At 68.2% G+C, this 18,682-nt stretch carries 20 protein-coding genes; 16 read left to right on the forward strand and 4 right to left on the reverse strand.

What is annotated here, in order from left to right:
* Positions 1–101 precede the first annotated feature (101 nt).
* From FHW78_RS01975 to FHW78_RS02000, 6 genes are all read left to right on the forward strand, one after another.
* Positions 102–986, forward strand: coding sequence for a CheR family methyltransferase (locus tag FHW78_RS01975; protein WP_183637012.1), 885 nt, complete (start codon positions 102–104; stop codon positions 984–986).
* Positions 983–1,585, forward strand: a complete 603-nt coding sequence (cheD, locus tag FHW78_RS01980; protein WP_183637014.1) for a chemoreceptor glutamine deamidase CheD — start codon at positions 983–985, stop codon at positions 1,583–1,585. Before FHW78_RS01975 ends, cheD begins: the two co-directional genes overlap by 4 nt.
* The gene (locus FHW78_RS01985) at positions 1,585–2,658 is read left to right on the forward strand and encodes a chemotaxis response regulator protein-glutamate methylesterase (protein WP_183637016.1); all 1,074 of its coding nucleotides are present in this window, start codon (positions 1,585–1,587) and stop codon (positions 2,656–2,658) included. Before cheD ends, FHW78_RS01985 begins: the two co-directional genes overlap by 1 nt.
* A 138-nt stretch (positions 2,659–2,796) precedes the next feature.
* A complete protein-coding gene (locus FHW78_RS01990; RefSeq protein WP_183637020.1) occupies positions 2,797–3,987 on the forward strand; it encodes a methyl-accepting chemotaxis protein in 1,191 nt (396 codons plus the stop codon).
* 138 nt (positions 3,988–4,125) lie between these two features.
* Positions 4,126–4,785 (forward strand): histidine kinase, encoded by a 660-nt coding sequence (locus tag FHW78_RS01995; protein WP_183637023.1) that lies wholly within the window; start codon positions 4,126–4,128, stop codon positions 4,783–4,785.
* Between the two features lie 2 nt (positions 4,786–4,787).
* Positions 4,788–6,503, forward strand: coding sequence for an EAL domain-containing protein (locus tag FHW78_RS02000; RefSeq protein WP_183637026.1), 1,716 nt, complete (start codon positions 4,788–4,790; stop codon positions 6,501–6,503).
* Positions 6,504–6,604: 101 nt separating this feature from the next.
* Here the strand turns inward: FHW78_RS02000 and FHW78_RS02005 are convergent, their stop codons facing one another.
* From FHW78_RS02005 to flgA, 4 genes are all read right to left on the reverse strand, one after another.
* Complete coding sequence (locus FHW78_RS02005; protein ID WP_183641071.1) at positions 6,605–7,765, reverse strand: ATP-binding protein; 1,161 nt, start codon at positions 7,763–7,765, stop codon at positions 6,605–6,607.
* A 166-nt stretch (positions 7,766–7,931) separates the two neighbouring features.
* Positions 7,932–8,282 (reverse strand): flagellar protein FlgN, encoded by a 351-nt coding sequence (locus FHW78_RS02010; RefSeq protein ID WP_183637029.1) that lies wholly within the window; start codon positions 8,280–8,282, stop codon positions 7,932–7,934.
* Positions 8,279–8,587 carry a flagellar biosynthesis anti-sigma factor FlgM gene (gene flgM, locus FHW78_RS02015; RefSeq protein ID WP_141452535.1) on the reverse strand — a complete coding sequence of 103 codons (309 nt, stop codon included), beginning with the start codon at positions 8,585–8,587 and terminating at the stop codon, positions 8,279–8,281. The genes FHW78_RS02010 and flgM overlap by 4 nt, the downstream gene beginning before the upstream one ends.
* 166 nt (positions 8,588–8,753) lie before the next feature.
* The gene (gene flgA, locus FHW78_RS02020; RefSeq protein ID WP_183637032.1) at positions 8,754–9,395 is read right to left on the reverse strand and encodes a flagellar basal body P-ring formation chaperone FlgA; all 642 of its coding nucleotides are present in this window, start codon (positions 9,393–9,395) and stop codon (positions 8,754–8,756) included.
* Between the two features lie 191 nt (positions 9,396–9,586).
* On the opposite strand from flgA, the gene FHW78_RS02025 reads away from it, so the two are divergent.
* From FHW78_RS02025 to flgJ, 10 genes are all read left to right on the forward strand, one after another.
* Positions 9,587–10,540: a chemotaxis protein gene (locus FHW78_RS02025; protein WP_183637035.1), complete on the forward strand. Its 954-nt coding sequence runs from the start codon at positions 9,587–9,589 to the stop codon at positions 10,538–10,540.
* A 524-nt stretch (positions 10,541–11,064) separates the two neighbouring features.
* Entirely contained in the window at positions 11,065–11,454 is a 390-nt protein-coding gene (flgB, locus tag FHW78_RS02030) for a flagellar basal body rod protein FlgB (protein ID WP_183637038.1), read from the forward strand.
* Positions 11,455–11,457: 3 nt separating this feature from the next.
* Positions 11,458–11,865, forward strand: coding sequence for a flagellar basal body rod protein FlgC (flgC, locus tag FHW78_RS02035; protein WP_141452531.1), 408 nt, complete (start codon positions 11,458–11,460; stop codon positions 11,863–11,865).
* Between the two features lie 26 nt (positions 11,866–11,891).
* Positions 11,892–12,572, forward strand: coding sequence for a flagellar hook capping FlgD N-terminal domain-containing protein (locus tag FHW78_RS02040; protein ID WP_183637041.1), 681 nt, complete (start codon positions 11,892–11,894; stop codon positions 12,570–12,572).
* 51 nt (positions 12,573–12,623) lie between these two features.
* Entirely contained in the window at positions 12,624–13,844 is a 1,221-nt protein-coding gene (flgE, locus tag FHW78_RS02045) for a flagellar hook protein FlgE (RefSeq protein WP_183637044.1), read from the forward strand.
* A 110-nt stretch (positions 13,845–13,954) separates the two neighbouring features.
* Complete coding sequence (locus FHW78_RS02050; RefSeq protein ID WP_183637047.1) at positions 13,955–14,707, forward strand: flagellar basal body rod protein FlgF; 753 nt, start codon at positions 13,955–13,957, stop codon at positions 14,705–14,707.
* Positions 14,708–14,903: 196 nt separating this feature from the next.
* Complete coding sequence (flgG, locus tag FHW78_RS02055; RefSeq protein ID WP_141452527.1) at positions 14,904–15,689, forward strand: flagellar basal-body rod protein FlgG; 786 nt, start codon at positions 14,904–14,906, stop codon at positions 15,687–15,689.
* Between the two features lie 8 nt (positions 15,690–15,697).
* Entirely contained in the window at positions 15,698–16,384 is a 687-nt protein-coding gene (flgH, locus tag FHW78_RS02060; protein ID WP_183637050.1) for a flagellar basal body L-ring protein FlgH, read from the forward strand.
* Positions 16,385–16,517: 133 nt separating this feature from the next.
* On the forward strand, positions 16,518–17,600 hold the full coding sequence (locus tag FHW78_RS02065) for a flagellar basal body P-ring protein FlgI (RefSeq protein ID WP_183641073.1): 1,083 nt from the start codon (positions 16,518–16,520) through the stop codon (positions 17,598–17,600).
* Positions 17,600–18,676: a flagellar assembly peptidoglycan hydrolase FlgJ gene (gene flgJ, locus FHW78_RS02070; RefSeq protein WP_183637053.1), complete on the forward strand. Its 1,077-nt coding sequence runs from the start codon at positions 17,600–17,602 to the stop codon at positions 18,674–18,676. Before FHW78_RS02065 ends, flgJ begins: the two co-directional genes overlap by 1 nt.
* Positions 18,677–18,682: the final 6 nt, after the last annotated feature.

An 18,682-nucleotide genomic window follows, 5' to 3' on the forward strand; every position in this document is an offset into this window, starting at 1 on the left:
GCGCAGAAGGGGCTTGAGGGGATTTGCTCCACCGAACGCGAAACACCGCCCCATCCGCTCTCCCTTCAGCCGAGCAAGCTCGGCGCTACGACGAGTCCTCCATGTCCGCCCCGCTCCGTTCCCGCGACACCGCCACGCACGATGACGAACTCCCGCGCGCGCATGGGCGCGAGTTCGAGTTCGGCGATCGCGATTTCCGCCGCGTCTGCGATCTGATCCGCCAGCGCGCGGGCATCGCGCTCGCCGACGGCAAGCGCGACATGGTCTACGGACGGCTCTCGCGGCGCCTGCGCGCGCTCGGCCTGCGCAGCTTCCGCGAATACCTGGATCAGCTGGAAAGCGACGGTGGCGACGAATGGCAGGCGTTCACCAACGCGCTGACCACCAATCTGACCTCGTTCTTCCGCGAACCGCATCATTTCGATCGCCTGCGCGATGAACTGGAACGCCGCAGCGGCGCGGGCACGCTGCGGCTGTGGTCATGCGCCGCCTCGACCGGCGAGGAGCCCTACTCCATCGCCATCACCGCGTGCGAGGCCTTCGGCACGATGGCGCCGCCGGTGCGCATCCTCGCCACCGACGTGGACACCCAGGTGCTGGCGACCGGCGGGCGCGGCATCTATCCGCTGGAACGCATCGCCGGGCTGGACGACGGCCTGCGTCGCCGCTACTTCCAGCGCGGCACCGGCCCGAACGAAGGCCATTGCCGCATCCATCCGGCCCTGCGCCAACTGATCGAGTTCCGCCCGCTCAACCTGCTGGCGCCGCGCTACGACGTGGAAGGTCCGTACACCGCGATCTTCTGCCGCAACGTGATGATCTATTTCGACAAGCCGACCCAGCGCGGCATCCTGTCGCGGCTGGTGCCGCACCTGGCCGACGACGGCATGCTCTATACCGGCCATTCCGAAAACTACCTGCACGCCGCCGACATCATCCAGCCGTGCGGGCGCACCCTGTACCGCCGCGCCGGGGCACGCGGATGAGCGCCGCCGCCCTCGCCTTCGCCGACGGCAGCGTGCTGCGCTACCACGACGCCCGCTTCCAGACCCCGGCCGCCAAGCTGCTGCCCACCCAGTACCTGGTGGTCGATGACGACACCGCGCTGGTCACCGTGCTCGGCTCCTGCGTGGCCGCCTGCATCCGCGATCCGCTGCTCAAGCTGGGCGGCATGAACCACTTCCTGTTGCCCGACGGCCAGGCCAACGATGGCGCTCCTTCGCGCTACGGCAGCTTCGCCATGGAATTGCTGATCAACGACCTGCTCAAGCGCGGCGCGAGCCGCGCGCGCCTGGAGGCCAAGGTGTTCGGCGGCGCCAATGTGCTGAAGGGATTCACCAGCAATCCGGTCGGAACCCGCAACGCCGAGTTCGTCCGCCGCTACCTGGACATCGAACGCATCCCGGTGGTCGCCGAGGACCTGTGCGGCATCCATCCGCGCAAGGTCTGGTTCTTCCCCGCCACCGGCCGGGTGGTGGTGCAGCGCCTGCCGCACGCCCACGACGCCGAAGTGGCCGCCGCCGAATCCGCCGCCCGCGCCCGCCTGTCGCGCACGCCGGTCAGCGGTGGCGTGGAGCTGTTCTGATGGGTGCGCCCTGCAAGGTCTTGATCGTCGACGACTCGGCCGTCGTACGGCAGATGCTCACCGAGATCCTGTCCAGCGACGCCGGCATCGAGGTGGTCGGCTCGGCCAGCGATCCGCTGATCGCGCGCGACAAGATCAAGCGCCTGAATCCGGACGTGATCACCCTGGACGTGGAAATGCCGCGCATGGACGGGCTGGCGTTCCTGGAAAACCTGATGCGGCTGCGTCCGCTGCCGGTGGTGATGATCTCCTCGCTGACCGAGCGCGGTGCCGACACCACCCTGCAGGCGCTGGCGCTGGGCGCGGTGGACTTCGTCTCCAAACCCAAGCTCGACGTGGTCCGCGGACTGGAGTCCTACGCCGACGAAATCATCGCCAAGGTCAAGACTGCGGCGCGCGCCAAGGTGCGCCCGCTGGCGCGCCCGGCCAGCGTGCGCCAGAGCGCCGACGCGGTGTTGCCCGCCGCGCAGCCTGCGCGGGCGCTGCGTTTCCAGACCACCGATCGCCTGATTGCCATCGGCGCCTCCGCCGGCGGCACCGAGGCGTTGCGGGTGGTGCTGGAGCAGATGCCCGCCGATGCCCCGGCGATCGTCATGACCCAGCACATCCCGGCCGGCTTCAGCCGCGCCTTCGCCGAACGCCTGGATCGGCATTCGGCGATGGCCGTGCGCGAAGCCGGCGACGGCGAGGCGATCCTGCCCGGCCACGCCTACCTGCCGCCCGGCGGGCGCCACCTGCGGGTGATCCGCGACGGCGCGCGCTGGCGCTGCCGGATCGACGACGGCCCGCCGGTCAACCGGCACAAGCCGGCGGTGGACGTGCTGTTCCGTTCGGTGGCGCACGCCGCCGGCGACAACGCCATCGGCGTGATCCTCACCGGCATGGGCGACGACGGCGCGCGCGGCCTGCTGGAAATCGCCCAGGCCGGCGCTCCGACCTTCGTCCAGGACGAAGCCACCAGCGTGGTCTGGGGCATGCCCGGCGCGGCCGTGCGGCTGGGCGCGGCCAGCGAGACCGTACCGCTCGACGCCGTCGCCGAACGCCTGGTGCAACTCTCCGCGCAATCGCGCTGACCGCCCGTTTCCGCCGTTTTCCCGGCGGATCTCCACCCAGGTCACAGTTTTCCCCGCGCATCGCGCATTGCCGCGACGAACGCTAAAGAGCCATCCCCCATGGCCGATATCCATACCGTGATTCAGCAGAGAGCACCCATGTATTCGCGCATCCTGGTTCGTCTTGCCGCTCCCTTGATCCTGACGCTGGTGTTCCCGCTGTCGGTCGCCTTCGACTGGCCCGGTGCGGTCCAATGGGCCATCCTGACCACGATGACGCTGGCCTGGCTGCTGTTCGCCTTCCTGTCGGTGTGGGGCGCGCAGAAACCCAGCGCGGAGCACACCAGCATCCTGCGCGAGCAGGACAGCCTGCTGAACGAACTGCGCCGCTTCGTCGGCAATGAAATCGATGGCTCTCGCGCCGAGATCGACCGCGCGCGTGGCCTGATCCGCGACGCGGTCGGCGGCCTGGGCGAAAGCTTCGACGCGATGATGCGCAAGTCCCGCGAGCAGAGCCTGGCGGTGTCGCGCATCGTCGACCGCGCCGGCGACGGCGACCGCGCCGGGGTGGACGTGGCCCGCTTCGCCCAGCACGCCAGCCAGCGCATGGAGCAACTGGTGGAAGCGCTCGAGCAGGTCAGCGGCCAGAGCACCACCACCGTGCACCACATCGACGAGATGGCCCAGCACCTGGACGGCATCTTCTCGCTGCTGGAGGACGTCAAGTCGATCGCCGACCAGACCAACCTGCTGGCGCTCAACGCCGCCATCGAAGCCGCCCGCGCCGGCGAGGCCGGTCGCGGCTTCGCGGTGGTCGCCGACGAGGTGCGCAACCTGTCCGAACGCTCGACCGCGTTCAACGAGCAGATCCGCAAACTGGCCCACAGCTCCAAGGACGCCATCGCCAAGGTCCGTGAGACCGTCTCGCACATGGCCTCGCGCGATCTCGACCGGTCCCGCGAGGCGCGCGGTGAAGCGGCCAACATGCTGACCCAGGTCGCCGCCATCAACGCCTCGCTGGGCGACGGCATGCGCGAGATCTCCCAGTGCGGCCATGCCATCGACCTGAGTGTGGCCGAGGCGGTGCGCGCCCTGCAGTTCGAGGACATCGCCACCCAGTCGCTGGGCAGCGCGGTCACCCACCTGGACCGCCTGACCACCATCAACCAGGAAGCCCTGGCCCTGCAGGAACTGTTGCATCGCAGCGGCGGCGTCATGGACCAGGAGCTGCTCTCGGCCCTGCGCCATATCGGCAGCCGCCTGCGCGACCGCCGCAGCGAATGGGAACGCCCGCCGCACAAGCCGGTGGCGCAGCAGAACATGGGCGCGGGCACCGTCGAACTGTTCTGATTTTTGACGAATACGTTCCGACACATCCGTTTTCCGCGACGCCGGTACCGCCTCCGCGGTGCCGGCGTCGTCGTATCCGCCGCGCCGGTCCGGCGGGCAACTGGCATACTGGCGCGGTTGTCCACCTGACCGTTGCCAATGACGGCCCGCACACCCGCCGCCCCCGATACGCCATCCATCCCCGCCGACGCCCTGCGCGAGCTGTACGCGCGCCAGGAAGCCGAGCGCCGTGTCGTCGCCCGGGCCCTGCACAACGAAATCGGCCAGGCGCTGTCGGCGATCAAGATGTCCGCCCACCTGGCCGACGACGAGGACGACGCCATCCAGCGTCGCCAGGATCTGGCCGACATCGTGCGCATCGCCGACGACACCGTCGCCCGCCTGCGCGACCTCTACGCGGATCTGCGCCCTCCGCAGATCGACACCCTCGGATTGGCCGCCTCGCTGCGTGGCGAAGCCGAGCGCTGGCAGGCCCGCTGGGGCCTGGTGCCGCGACTGCGACTGGCCGATCCGGCGCCACGCGCGGACGCGGCGCTCGAACTGGCCGCGTTCCGCCTGGTGCAGGATCTGCTGCTGCCGCTGCCCACGCTCGCCTCGCTGGAACTGCGGCTGTCCGCCGCGCGCGCCGGTTTCGCCGTGCTGGAAGTCCACCACGACGGTCCCGCGCCGGATCCGCTGACTGCCGCCCTGCTGCAATCGCGTGCCACCGCCGCCGGCCTCGCGCTCCATCTGCCCGGCGAGGCACAGGCCGGAATGCGCCTGCGGGTGGAACTGCCCGCCACGATGGCGGACGCTTGAACATGTCCGCCTACCCCGTCGCGCCGCCATCGATCGCCCGCCTTGGCGCGCTGGATCCGGATCTTCAGGCCATGGTCGAGTCCGCCGTGCAGGGCGGCACGCCGCTGATGCTGCTGCACGTCGACATCGATCACTTCCGCTCCATCAACGAGAACATGGGCGCCGATGTCGGCGACCAGGCGCTGCTGCTGCTCGGCCAGCACCTGTCCACCCAGTTGGGCCCGGACGCGGGGGTCTGGCGCCAGGGCAGCGACGAGTTCATCGTCGCCATGCCGCGGCTGCCCCAGGTGCCGTCGCCGGATGCGTTCGGCGCATTCGTGCGCGATCAGGTCGAACTGCCGATGGCGGTGCTGCCCTATACGCTGTTCCTCACCGCCACCGTCGGCATGGCGCTGTGCCCGGAAGACGCCACCACCGTCACCGGCCTGCTGCAATGCGCGGAGACCGCGGTCGGCCAGGCCAAGCACGAGGGCCTGAACCTGGTCCGCCGCTATGCCCGCGACGCCGCCATCAGCATCCGCAGCGACAGCATCATCGCGCGCCAGATCGTCAACGCGATCGACAACAACGAGTTCCGCCTGCACTACCAGCCGCAGATCAACGCCCACGACGGCCGCGTGGTCGGCATGGAAGCGCTGCTGCGCTGGCATTCGCCGGCACTGGGCGTGCTGGTCCCCGAGCGCTTCATGCACGTGGCCGAAAAGCTCGGGGTGATCGTGCAGATCGGCGACTGGGTGCTGCGCGAGGCGTTCCGGCAGGCACGGGTCTGGCGCGATTGGGGCTTCGACGACTTCGAGATCGCGATCAACGTCTCCACCCTGCAGCTGCTGCGCCCCAACTTCGTCATGGAAGTGTTGGAGGCGATGCAGGTCGCCGGCATCCCGGCGCAGATGGTGGTGCTGGAAGTACGCCAGAACGCGCTGGCCAAGGATACCCATCTGGTCCATCGCACCCTCGCCAGCCTGCACCGCGAAGGCGTGCGCCTGACCCTGGACGACTTCGGCATGGGCGATTCCAACCTGGATTCGCTGGTGCGCTTCGCGGTCGACAAGATCAAGATCGATCGCAGCTTCGTGAAGGGCGTGCCGGCCAGCAACCGCGAGGTCGCCATCACCTGCGCGATCATCGCGATGGGCCACCAGCTGGGCATGAAGGTGATCGCGCACGGCGTGGAAACCGACATCCAGCTGGGTTTCCTGCGCCGCAACCATTGCGACATGTTCCAGGGCCACCTGTTCGGCGAACCGATGTCGGCCGAGGATGCCGGCGCGGTGCTGCGCCGGCGCTACCTTCGCGCCGACGCCTTCGCCGCCACCAAGCCGGATCGCACCCTGCTGCTGCTCGATGACGAAGAGAACATCCTGCGTTCGCTGGTGCGCCTGTTCCGCCGCGACGGCTACCGCATCCTGGCCGCCTCCAGCGTCAACGACGCCTTCGAGCTGCTGGCCACCAACGACGTGCAGGTGATCCTGTCCGACCAGCGCATGTCCGACATGAGCGGCACCGAGTTCCTCGGCCGCGTGCGCGTGCTGTACCCGGACACCGTGCGCCTGGTGCTGTCCGGCTACACCGATCTGGCCACCGTCACCGAAGCGATCAACCGCGGCGAAATCTACCGCTTCCTGACCAAACCCTGGAACGACGACGACCTGCGCGAACACATCCGCCAGGCCTTCACAGCCTACGAGAACCAGCCGCACCACCGCGTGGTTGGCTGATTGCCTCGGTTCGGGGAGCAGCGGAGCAAGCTCCGCTCTACCGATGCGTAGAGCCGGGCCTGCTCGGCTGCCCTTGCCATTCGCCAAACCCCACGCGAACCTCAGCCCGCGTCCTTCACCGGCTGCCGCACCGGCAAGGTGATGCGGAAACGCGAACCTTCACCGGGCTTGCTGTCCACCTCGATGCGGCCGTTGTGCTTCTTCACGATGCCGTAGGAAATCGACAGGCCCAAGCCGGTGCCACTGCCGACCGGCTTGGTGGTGAAGAAGGGATCGAAGATGTTCTGCAGGATGCTCTCGGGCATGCCGCTGCCGGTATCGGCGATCTCGATCCACGCCTCTTCGCCGGCCAGCCCGGTGGTGACGCTGATGCGGCCCTTTTCCTCGATCGCGTGGCCGGCATTGAGCAGGATGTTCATGAACACCTGGTTGAGCTCGGACGGCAGGCACTGCACCAGCGGCAGCTTGCCGTAATGCTTTTCCAGGGTGACCTTGTACTTGAGCTCGTTCCAGATGATGTTGATGGTCGAGTCCAGGCCGTGGTGCAGATCCGCCAGCTTCCACGAGTCGTCGCGCCCGGAGTAGGAGAAGTCCTTGAGGCTGCGCACGATCTGGGTCACGCGCTCGATGCCCTCGCGCGACTCCGACATCAGCTGCGGCAGGTCGCTGGTGATGAAGTCGATGTCGAAGCGCGAGCGCATGTCGTCGATTTCCGGCAGCAGCGCCTTCGGGTCCGGCGCGCGCAGGGCGCGCTCGTAGATTTCGATCAGGGCGAACAGGCTGTGCAGGTATTCCTGCAGCGATCCCAGGTTGGAATGCACGTAGCCGATCGGATTGTTGATCTCGTGCGCCACGCCGGCGGCCAGCTGGCCGATGGACGCCATCTTTTCCGACTGCACCAGTTGCTCCTGGGTACCGGCCAGGCGGATCAGGGTCTGCCGCAACTGGGCGTGCCGGCGCTGCAACTCCTGCTGGCGCGCGTGGCCTTCGCTGATGTCGTGGAACAGGATCAGCGCGTAGCCGTCGTCGCCGGGCGCGTGGTGATGGTAGATGCGCAGTTGCAGGATGCGGCCATCCTCCAGCGCCAGTTCGCCGTTCCAGCGTCCCGTCGCGCGGGCGGCGCGGCGCGCCTCGGCCGGCACCAGCTCCAGTACGGCCTGCAACGATTCCGGCTCCTCGCCCTCGGGCAGCAGTGCCAGCGCGGAGGCATTGGCATGCAGCGCGCGGTCATCGCCGCGGCACAGCAGCACGCCATCGTCCATCAGCTCGGTGAGCGCCTGGATGTCGACGAAGGACGGGATGTCCGCGGGAAGACGGGAAGCGGAGGAAACACTCACGACGGATGACCCCGCGAAAGGGAGTTGCGGCAAAAAGGGGCCGTCAGTATCGGCAAGCGTCGCGGCGGCGGCAAGCCGCGCGCACCGCGCCTCAGGCCACCGCGATCGGGCGGCTGCCGCGCAGGACTTCGGTCTGTCCGTTGGCGTCGTAGGCGCCGCTGCTTTCGCTGCGCCCAAGGCGACGCAGTGCCCAGTTCACTTCGCGGCGACGCCGCGCCAGCAGCGCGCCGTTGGACTGGTTGGCCTCCGACAGCTCGCGCAGCCGCTGCTCGAACGGCGCGGACGCGGCCGCGGGCATGCGGTTTTCCAGTTCGCGCAGCGAGGCCAGCTTCTCCCGGGTCGAGCACACCAGGGCTTCGACATCGTGTTCCAGGATCGCGCGGCGCTCCTCGGCCAGCGCCGAGGCCAGACGCTCGAACTGGGTCTCCAGTTCGGCGCTCATTGGCCGAGCTGGCGTTCCAGGCTCAGCATGCCGTCCGCGATCGCCTCGGCATTGATCCGGTACGTACCGGCCTGGAGCGCATCGCGGACCTGCTGGACCCGCGCGGTATCCACCGCGGAGGCCGAGGACAGCTCGCGCTGCAGTGCCTGCAGACCAGTGGCTTCGCCGGTCAGGCGCAGGCTGTCGCCACCCGCGCTGGCTTCCACCGGCCGGGAACGTTCGGCGCCGGACGCCGCCACCTTGCCACCGATCGGACCGGTGGTGCGGATGGCAGAAGGCGCGTTGCCTTCGATTTTCTGGCTCATGTCGGTCTACCTGTTGCGGGTTCAAACAGCATATCGGCCGTCAAAGGCAAAGCTTTAGTGACGGAATCCACATTTTTCTATCGGAAGCGCACCCGAGGCGTACTTCCCTACCAGCTCGGTATCGGCCGCCCGTCCGGGGACTTTAGGGCCGATTCCATTTTTTTCCTCAACGGCTCACCCAGACGTCGCCGCCCGGGCCTACCACGCCCTGTACCACCCGGCGCGAGGACAGGTTTTCCACCGTCACCCGCTCGTTCTCGCCGGCGTCGGCCAGCGCCTTGCCGGCCACCCGCACCTCGACGCCACCGCGACGCGACACCAGCGCCACGTTGTCGCCGCGCCGGATCAATCGCGGCGCGACCAGATCGTTGGCTCCCAGCACCGAGCCGGCGGTCAACATCCGCCGCGCCACCTGGCCCACGGCCTGGGCGGGGTCGGTCAAGGCGCCGGCGGCGATACGGCCGCCGTCACGGGTTTCGGCGACAAACGCATCGGCGGTCACCACCTGCCCCGGCGCGATGCCGCGATTGAGCACCAGCACGGTCTGGCTGCGGCGTACCCGCACCGGCACGAACAGGCGCCAGCCCTGCGGGCAACCGACCTCGACCGAACCACTGTTCTGCACCCGCGCTTCCAGCGGCGCGGCGCAACGCGGCAGGCGCAGGTTCGGGTCCAGCGTCGCTTCCGCCTCGCCGGCCGACGCCATCGCGCCAATCGCGGCCTGGCGGATGCTGTCCACCGGCTGGAAGTCCGCGGCGGGCACGGCAAACGCCGCCAGCAGCGCGGGCAGCAGCACGAGTCGTCGCATGAGCGGGCTCCATCGGTTCATCGGCGACAAGGAATGCAAGCGATGTGCCGAAACCGGCGGTCCTCGCGCCTGCCGCGGTGCGCGTCGGCGAAATCGACTGCGTAACCGCCGTCCCTCGAGGACGAGCCCTTCCCTGCCGCCGGACGCCCCCTCACCGCTCAAGCCGTGCGCAACCCGGCCGATATGCCTGCATGACCCAGGATCTGCTCAACCGCATCGACCAGCGCACCCGCCTGGCCGGCCACAACCGGCTCGCCCTGTTGCTGTTCCGCCTGGGCGGGCGTCAGCTTTTTGGCGTCAACGTGTTCAAGGTGCAGGAGGTCCTGCGCCGTCCGCCGCTGTTCCAGCTGCCCGGCCTGCCCGCCGAGTTCGCCGGCGCGGCCGACGTGCGCGGGCGTTCGATTCCGGTGCTGGACCTGGGCCTGAGCATCGGCCATCCCGAGCGCGATCCGGATCCAGCGCGCGCGCCCAACTACCTGGTGGTCACCGAGTTCAACCGATCGGTGCAGGGCTTCCTGGTCAGCGACGTCGAGCGCATCGTCAACATCGCGGTCGAGGACATCCACCCGCCGCCGGAGCTCGGCGCGGAGGCCAGCTACCTGACCGCGGTCACCCGCTTCCAGGGCGAGCTGATCCAGGTGATCGACGTGGAAAGCGTGCTGGCCGACATCTCGCAGGCGCGCATGGACGCGCCGCTGGCGCCGGAAATGGCGCTGCCGGCCGACGCCCCGCCGTTGCAGGTGCTGGTGGTGGACGACTCGCGGGTGGCCCGTTCGCAGATCCGCAGCGTGCTGGACCAGTTGGGGGTGAGCGCCACCCTGCTTTCCGATGGCAAGCAGGCGCTCGACCACCTCGTGCAGATCCACGCCGCCGGCGAGGACCCGGCCGAGCGCTACGCCATGGTCATCTCCGACATCGAAATGCCGGCCATGGACGGCTACACCCTGACGACGGAAATCCGTCGCCACCCCGGCCTGGCCGGTCTGTACGTACTTCTGCACACCTCGCTCTCGGGCGTGTTCAACAACGCCATGGTCGAACGGGTCGGCGCCAACGCCTTCGTCGCCAAGTACAGCCCGCACGAACTGGCGGACTACGTGCTGAACCGGCTGAAGCAGGTGGTGGCGACGAAGCGGGCCGCCTGACGGCGGCCGGTTGGCCGCCGGGATTGGGGATTCGGGATTCGGGATTGATAGCCCCCTTTGGAAAAGGGGGCGGGCGGCCCGCGTCAGCGGACGACGGGGGATTTGCGCGGTGTCAGGAGCACCGGCAAAGCGCAAATCCCCCTCGGTCCCCCTTTTTTAAAGGGGGAGGCAAAGCCCCCGGGTGCATCTCGTTTCCCCATGAAGTGTTGGTGGCGAAGCGGGCCGCCTGACGGCGGCCGGTTGGCCGCCGGGAGTGGGGATTCGGGATTCGGGATAGCCCCCTTTGGAAAAGGGGGCGGGCGGCCCGCGCCAGCGGGGCGACGGGGGATTTGCGCGCGGTGCCAGGAACCGGCGAAGAGCAAATCCCCCTCGGTCCCCCTTTTTTAAAGGGGGAGGCAAAGCCACAAGGTGCCCATCGTTCCCCAAGAGAAGGAATGGCACCGGCACTTAGTGGGGGAAGCATCTCCCCCGGACTGGCACAAGCCTTGCACCCACCCGGGCAACGTTCCCAACGGGGCCCGCCAATGTCCAATCCCATCCGCGATTACCTGGGTGTCCATGCCGCCGCCCTGCCGCTGCGCGAGCAGCGCATGCAGTTGATCGCCAGCAACCTCAGCAATGCGGACACCCCCAACTACAAGGCCAAGGATCTCAACTTCCAGGCCGTGCTGGAGAACGCCGCCGCCCGCCAGGCCGCGCCGTTGCAGACCACCGACGGGCGTCATCTGAACGGACTGGAATTCGGCCCGCAGATCCACGAACGCCAGGGCGTGCAGCCCAGCCTGGACGGCAACACCGTCGACGCCGACACCGAGCGCGCCGCCTACGGCCGCGCCGCGCTGGAGTACCGCGCCTCGCTGAGTTTCATCGAATCCAAGGTGCGCACCATGCTCACCGCCATCACGGGGCAATAAGCCATGAGCAACCTGCCGATCTTCGACGTCGCCGGTTCGGCCCTGCAGGCGCAGTCGGTGCGCCTGAACACCATCGCCAGCAATCTCTCCAACGCCGACTCCATCGCCTCCTCGCCGGAGGCGGTGTACAAGCCGATCGAACCGATCTTCCAGGCCCGCCCGCTCAACGCCGACGGCTCGCTGACCTCGGTGCAGGTCAAGGAGATCACCCAGAGCGAGGCGCCGCCGATCAAGCGCTACGAACCCGGCCACCCGATGGCCGACGCCGAAGGCTACGTCTATGCGCCGGACGTGGATCCGGTCGCGCAGATGGTCAACCTCATTTCCGCTTCGCGTGGCTACCAGGCCGGCGTCGAAGTCCTCAACACCGCCAAGGAACTGGCGCTGGCCACGCTGACCATGGGCCGCTGACGCGTCCCGCCTACCGGAGCAACCGCATGACCACCGCCGTGAATGGCGATCCCTTTGCCGCGATCAACAACAGCACCACCGGCACCGGATCGAACAAGAAGAAGGAAAGCCTGGGCCAGGCCGAATTCATGCGCCTGATGACCGAGCAGCTCAAGCACCAGGATCCGCTCAAGCCGCTGTCCAACAGCGAATTCATCGGCCAGCTCGCGCAGTTCTCCACCGTGCAGGGCATCAGCGAACTCAACACCACCGTCAACGGTTTCACCACCGCCCTGACCGGCGACCAGGTGCTCAAGGGCGCCTCGCTGGTCGGCCACGACGTGCTGGTGCCGTCGGAAAAGATCGCGCTCGGCGCGCAGGGCAGCGCCACCGGCCTGGTCATGTCGCCCGCCACCGGCACGCTCAAGGTGGAAATCACCGACGCCAGCGGCGTGGTCGTGGACACCATCGAACTCGACGCCGCCAAGGGCGAGACCGCGTTCGCCTGGGACGGCGTGAAGGCCAACGGCGAACGCGCACCGGAAGGCGTGTATGCGATCAAGGCCACCCACACCGACGACACCGGCAAGGCCACCAAGCTCAACACCTACGTCGATTCCACCGTGGAAAGCGTGACCATCGGTTCCGACGGCCTGTATCTCAACCTGCCCGGCCTGGGCACCGCTCCGCTCGACTACGTGCTGCGCATCGGCAAGTCGGCTTCCTGATCCCTGACATCCACGGGCCATTCCGACCCGGCATCCGCTAAGGAGTTTTCCATGGCTTTCAACAGTTCGCTCTCCGGCATGAAGGCGGCCAACGCCGACCTCAACGTCACCTCGCACAACATCGCCAACGTCGGCACCACCGGATTCAAGGAATCGCGCGCCGAGTTCGCCGAAGTATTCTCCACCACCGGTTACGGCCTGCTGCGCAACGGCATCGGCGCCGGCGTGCGTCTGACCAACGTGGCCCAGCAGTTCTCGCAGGGCGACATCAACCAGACCGGCCGCTACCTGGATCTGGCGGTGGACCGCGAAGGCTTCTTCACGGTCAGCAACAACGGCACCAACGTCTACACCCGCGCCGGCAACTTCCAGCGCGATCCCAACGGTTTCGTCACCACCCCGGACGGCTTCCGCCTGCAGGTGTTCCCGCCGCGCGCCGACGGCAGCGGTTTCGATACCGGCCGCCTGGTCGACCTGCAACTGCTGACCAGCGACAGCCCGCCGGCGCCGACCACCCTGGTCAACCTGGGCGTCACCCTGCCCGGCAACGCCGCGCAGCCGACCATCACGCCGTTCACGCCCAACGACGGCAACAGCTACAACGAGACCACCTCGGTCACCGTGTACGACTCGCTCGGCGTGGCGCACCAGCAATCGGTCTACTACGTGAAGACCGCCAATCCGAACGAATGGCAAGCCCACGTCTACGTCGACGGCACCTCGATGGGTCCGGCCACCACCGTGCAGTTCGACAACAACGGCGCGCTGACCCTGCCGGCCAACGGCCGCATCGCCCTGGCGCCGTTCACCCCGACCACCGGCGCCGGCGTGCTCAACATGACCCTGGACATCACCGGCACCAACCAGTACGGCGAAGCCTTCGCCAAGAAGGATCAGCGGCAGGACGGCTACGCCAGCGGCAAGCTCAACGAATTCACCGTGTCGCCGGAAGGCGTGGTGTTCGCGCGCTACTCCAACGGCGTGGACCGCGCCATCGGCCAGGTCGCGCTGACCAACTTCACCAACCCGCAGGGCCTGGTCTCGCAGGGCAACAACACCTGGACCCACAGCTACGCCTCGGGTGAACCGCGCACCGGCGCGCCGGGCACGTCCGACTTCGGCCAGGTCGCCTCCGGCGCGCTGGAAGCCTCGACCGTCGACCTGACCGAACAGCTGGTCAACATGATCGTCGCCCAGCGCAACTTCCAGGCCAACTCGCAGATGCTGTCCACCCAGGATCAGATCACGCAGACCGTCATCAACATCCGTTGATGACGGGGGGATTCGGGATTCGGGATTGGGGATTTGTCTAAAGCGCGCCCCATCCCGCTCCGTTCCCCGCTCTTCCCCAATCCCGAATCCCCAATCCCGAATCCCTGCCCATGGACAAAGCCCTCTACGTCGCCATGACCGGTGCCCGCGCCTCGCTGCAGGCCCAGGGCGCGGTGTCGCACAACCTCGCCAATGTCGACACCAAGGGATTCAAGGCCGCCCTGGCCGCGACCGAGGCGTTCAAGATTCCCGGCCAGGGATTTCCCTCGCGGGTGGACGCGGTGCTGACGGATCCGGGTTTCGATTCGCGCACCGGCACCCAGATGGTCACCGGCCGTTCGCTGGACGTCTCGCTGCAACCGGGCCGCTGGCTGGCCGTGCAGGCGCCGGACGGCGGCACCGCCTATACCCGCAACGGCGAACTCAGCGTCACCCCCAACGGCCAACTGGTCACCAACGGGGGCCGCGCCGTGCTCGATGAGAACGGCAATCCGATCGCCATCCCGCCGGCGCAGTCCTTCGATCTCGGCGCCGACGGCACCATTTCCATCGTGCCGCAGGGCGAAGGCCCGCAGACCATGGCGATGGTCGCCCGCATGCGCATCGTCGACGTGCCGGCCTCGCAACTGGCGCGCGGCGCCGACGGCCTGATGCGTCCGGCCGACCCCACCCAGCCGCCCCCGCCGATGGCGCAGGGCAACAGCCTGACCACCGGCGTGCTCGAAGGCAGCAACGTCGACGCCGCCGGCGCCCTGGTGCAGATGATCCAGCTCCAGCGCCAGTTCGAAATGCAGGTCAAGGTCATCCGCACCGGCGACGACATGGCGCAATCGTCGAATCAGTTGCTGCGGCTGGGGGGTTAGGGGCCGTGATTGGGGAGTCGGGATTCGGGATTGGTAACAGCGACTTTGTGGCCGTCGTCCCGGTTCTTGTCCGCGTCGAAATCCCGACCACCGGGTTGGCACGGACCTTGCCTCTTCCCCATGCGAAGAAGGATCCGACGCCCACGTCGAATCCCCAATCCCGAATCCCCAATCCCATCGCTCAAAGGACCACGCCATGAACCAGGCACTCTGGGTCGCCAAGACCGGGCTCGATGCGCAGCAGACGCGCATGTCCGTGGTCTCCAACAACCTGGCCAACACCAACACCACCGGCTTCAAGCGCGACCGCGCCAGCTTCGAGGATCTGCTGTACCAGCAGCTGCGCCAGCCCGGCGGTTCGACCTCGCAGCAGACCCAGTTGCCGTCCGGCGTGCAGCTGGGCACCGGCGTGCGCGTGGTCGCCACCTCCAAGGATTTCCAGCAGGGCAATCCGCAGCAGACCGGGCGCTCGCTGGACGTGATGGTCAACGGCCGCGGTTTCTTCGAGGTGATGCTGCCCGACGGCACGCCCGCCTACACCCGTGATGGCTCGTTCCAGATCAACGCCCAGGGCGAACTGGTCACCAACAGCGGCTATGCCGTGCAGCCCGGCATCCAGGTGCCGGAAGGCGCGCAGTCGATGACCATCGGCAACGACGGCACGGTCAGCGTGACCATGGCCGGCGAGGCGCAGGCGGTGGAAATCGGATCGCTCACCCTCACCGACTTCGTCAATCCATCCGGCCTGCAGGCCAAGGGCGAGAACCTGTACGTCGAAACCACCGCCTCCGGCCCCGCCCAGAACGGCACGCCCGGCCTCAATGGCCTGGGCAACCTGGTGCAGGGCTCGCTGGAAGGTTCCAACGTCAACGTGGTGGAAGAGCTGGTCAGCATGATCGAAACCCAGCGCGCCTACGAAATGAACGCCAAGGCCATCTCCACCACCGACTCCATGCTCGGCTATCTGAACAACAACGTCTGAGGCCCGCCATGACCCGCCTGTCCCGCACCGCCACCCTCGCCTGCTGCGTCTTCGCGCTGGCCGGCTGTTCGCGCTCGTTCGGCGACGTTCGCCCGTTCGCGCCGATGCAGCCGGTGCAGGTGGTGATGGCGACGCAGGCCGAACCCACCTCCGGCGCGATCTACCGCGCCGGCCCGGGCCTGAACCTGTACTCCGATCGCCGCGCCCGCGACGTCGGCGACCTGCTGACCATCAACCTGATCGAGAACACCAACGCGCAGACCAGCGCGACCACCCAGGTCGACAAGACCAGCGAGGTCACCATGGCGGCGCCGAACATCGCCGGCGCGCCGCTGACCTACAACGGCCGCGATCTGCTGAGCGCCTCGGTCAAGGGTGATCGCGGCTTCAACGGCAATGGCAAGAGCGCGCAGAGCAATCGCCTGCAGGGCAGCGTGACCGTCACCGTCATCCAGCGCCTGCCCAACGGCAACCTGGTGGTGCAGGGCCAGAAGAACATGCGCCTGAACCAGGGCGACGAGCTCGTCCAGATCCAGGGCATCGTGCGCCCGGCCGACATTTCGCCGGACAACAGCATTCCGTCCAGCAAGGTCGGCGAGGCGCGCATCGCCTACGGCGGCCGCGGCGCCATCGCCCAGTCCAACTCGATGGGCTGGCTGGGGCGCTTCTTCAATTCGCCGATTTATCCCAATTAACCCTCTGAACTGACGAGTCACCCGGGAGCGCCGCACGATGGCCATCCGCCTGCCCTTCCATCGCAACCCGCGCGATCCCAACCGTCGCCGCGTCGATCCGTGGACCACGATCGGCGCCCTGCTGTGGTGGCTGATGGTGCTGGCCTGTCTGGCGCCGTCGGCGCGCGCCGAGCGCATCAAGGATCTCGCCCAGGTCGGCGGCGTGCGCAGCAACCCGCTGGTCGGCTACGGCCTGGTGGTGGGCCTGGACGGCAGCGGCGACCGCACCAGCCAGGCGCCCTTCACCGTGCAGAGCCTGAAGAACCTGCTGGGCGAACTGGGCGTCAATGTGCCGCCCAACGTCAATCCGCAGCTCAAGAACGTCGCCGCGGTCGCCATCCACGCCGACCTGCCCGCCTTCGCCAAGCCCGGCCAGCCGATCGACATCACCGTCTCGTCCATCGGCAACGCCACCTCGCTGCGCGGCGGCAGCCTGCTGATGGCGCCGCTGCGCGGCGCCGACGGCGAGGTCTACGCCATCGCCCAGGGCAATCTGGTGGTCGGCGGTTTCGGCGCGCAGGGCCGCGACGGTTCCAAGGTCTCGGTCAACGTGCCCAGCGTCGGCCGCATTCCCAACGGCGCCATCGTCGAACGCGCGGTGCCCAACGCGATGAACGACGGCAGCGGCAGCGTCACCCTCAACCTGCACCAGGCCGACTTCACCACCGTCTCGCGCATGGTCGCCGCGCTCGACCAGCGCTTCGGCGCCGGCGCCGCCTACGCGGTCGATGCGGTCACCGTGGCGGTGCGCGCGCCGGCCGATGCCGGCAGCCGGGTCAACTTCCTGGCCCAGGTCGAGAACCTGGAACTGACCCCCGGCAGCGCGCCGGCCAAGGTCATCGTCAACGCCCGCACCGGCACTGTCGTGATCGGCGCGCAGGTGCAGGTGATGCCGGCTGCGGTCACCCACGGCTCGCTGACCGTCACCATCACCGAATCGGCCAACGTCAGCCAGCCCAACAGTTTCAATCGCGGCGGCCAGACCGTGGTCACCCCGCAATCCGACGTGCAGATCACCGCCGAAGGCAACCGCATGTTCAAGTTCGAGGGCGGCACCTCGCTGGACGAGATCGTCCGCGCCGTCAACGAAGTCGGCGCCGCGCCGGGCGATCTGATCGCCATCCTGGAAGCGCTCAAGCAGGCCGGCGCGCTGCGCGCGGAGCTGGAAATCATCTGATGAACATCCTGCAGCCCACCCTGCCGCTGAACCCGACCGCCAACCCGGCGGCGGACAACGCGCGCATCCACGAGGTGGCGCAGAAATTCGAGGGCCAGTTCGCGCAGATGCTGATCAAGTGCATGCGCGAGGCCAGCTTCGGGGACTCGCTGTTCCCCGGCGAAAACCAGATGTTCCGCGAGATGTACGACCAGCAGCTGGCCAAGGCGATGACCCAGGGCAAGGGCATGGGACTGGCGCCGATGATCGCGCGCCAGCTCGGCGCCACCGACACGAACACCGCGCCGGTGCCGGTCAACACCGCGCTGTCGCAGTACCGCAAGATGATGCCGTCCGGCGCCGAGCAGATGCTGGACGTGATCGCCGGGCGCGCGCCCGGTCTGTCCGGCGCGTCGTCCCCCGAAGCCGGCGATCCCGGCGCCGCGATGGGCCTGCCGCGCATCGACTGGGCCGCGCTGACCGCGCCGGAAGCCCAGGCCGCGTGCGACGAGGTGGAACAGGTCGCCAGCGCCAATCCGCAGCAGTACGCCCGCAACACCCCCGAACGCTTCGTCGCCGAGATCTGGGACCACGCCCAGCGCGCCGCCAAGGAACTGGGCGTGGATCCGCGCGCTCTGGTCGCCCAGGCCGCGCTGGAAACCGGCTGGGGCAAGCGCGTCATCCAGCGCAACGACGGCGGCAGCGCGCACAACCTGTTCGGCATCAAGGCCACCGGCTGGAAGGGCGAACGCGCCCGCACCGGCACCCACGAATACCGCAACGGCGTGCGCCAGAACGAGACCGCCGACTTCCGCGCCTACAGCTCCCCGGCCGAAAGCTTCGCCGACTACGTGCGCCTGCTGAAGAACAACCCGCGCTACCAGAAGGCGCTGGCCGCCGGCAAGGATATCCACGGGTTCGCGCGTGGCCTGCAACAGGCCGGCTATGCCACCGATCCGTCCTACGCGAAGAAGATAGCCAGCATCGCCACCGGTCCCACCCTCGGCAAGGTCATCTCGGCGGTCGGCAGTACCGTCGGCGGTGCGATTGGTGCCACGGTGGGCAACGCGCTCGCCAGCCGCTTCCTGGGCCGCTGAACGGAG

This window comes from Pseudoxanthomonas sp. OG2 (genome assembly GCF_014192765.1).
In the GTDB taxonomy this organism is placed as follows: domain Bacteria; phylum Pseudomonadota; class Gammaproteobacteria; order Xanthomonadales; family Xanthomonadaceae; genus Pseudoxanthomonas_A; species Pseudoxanthomonas_A beigongshangi.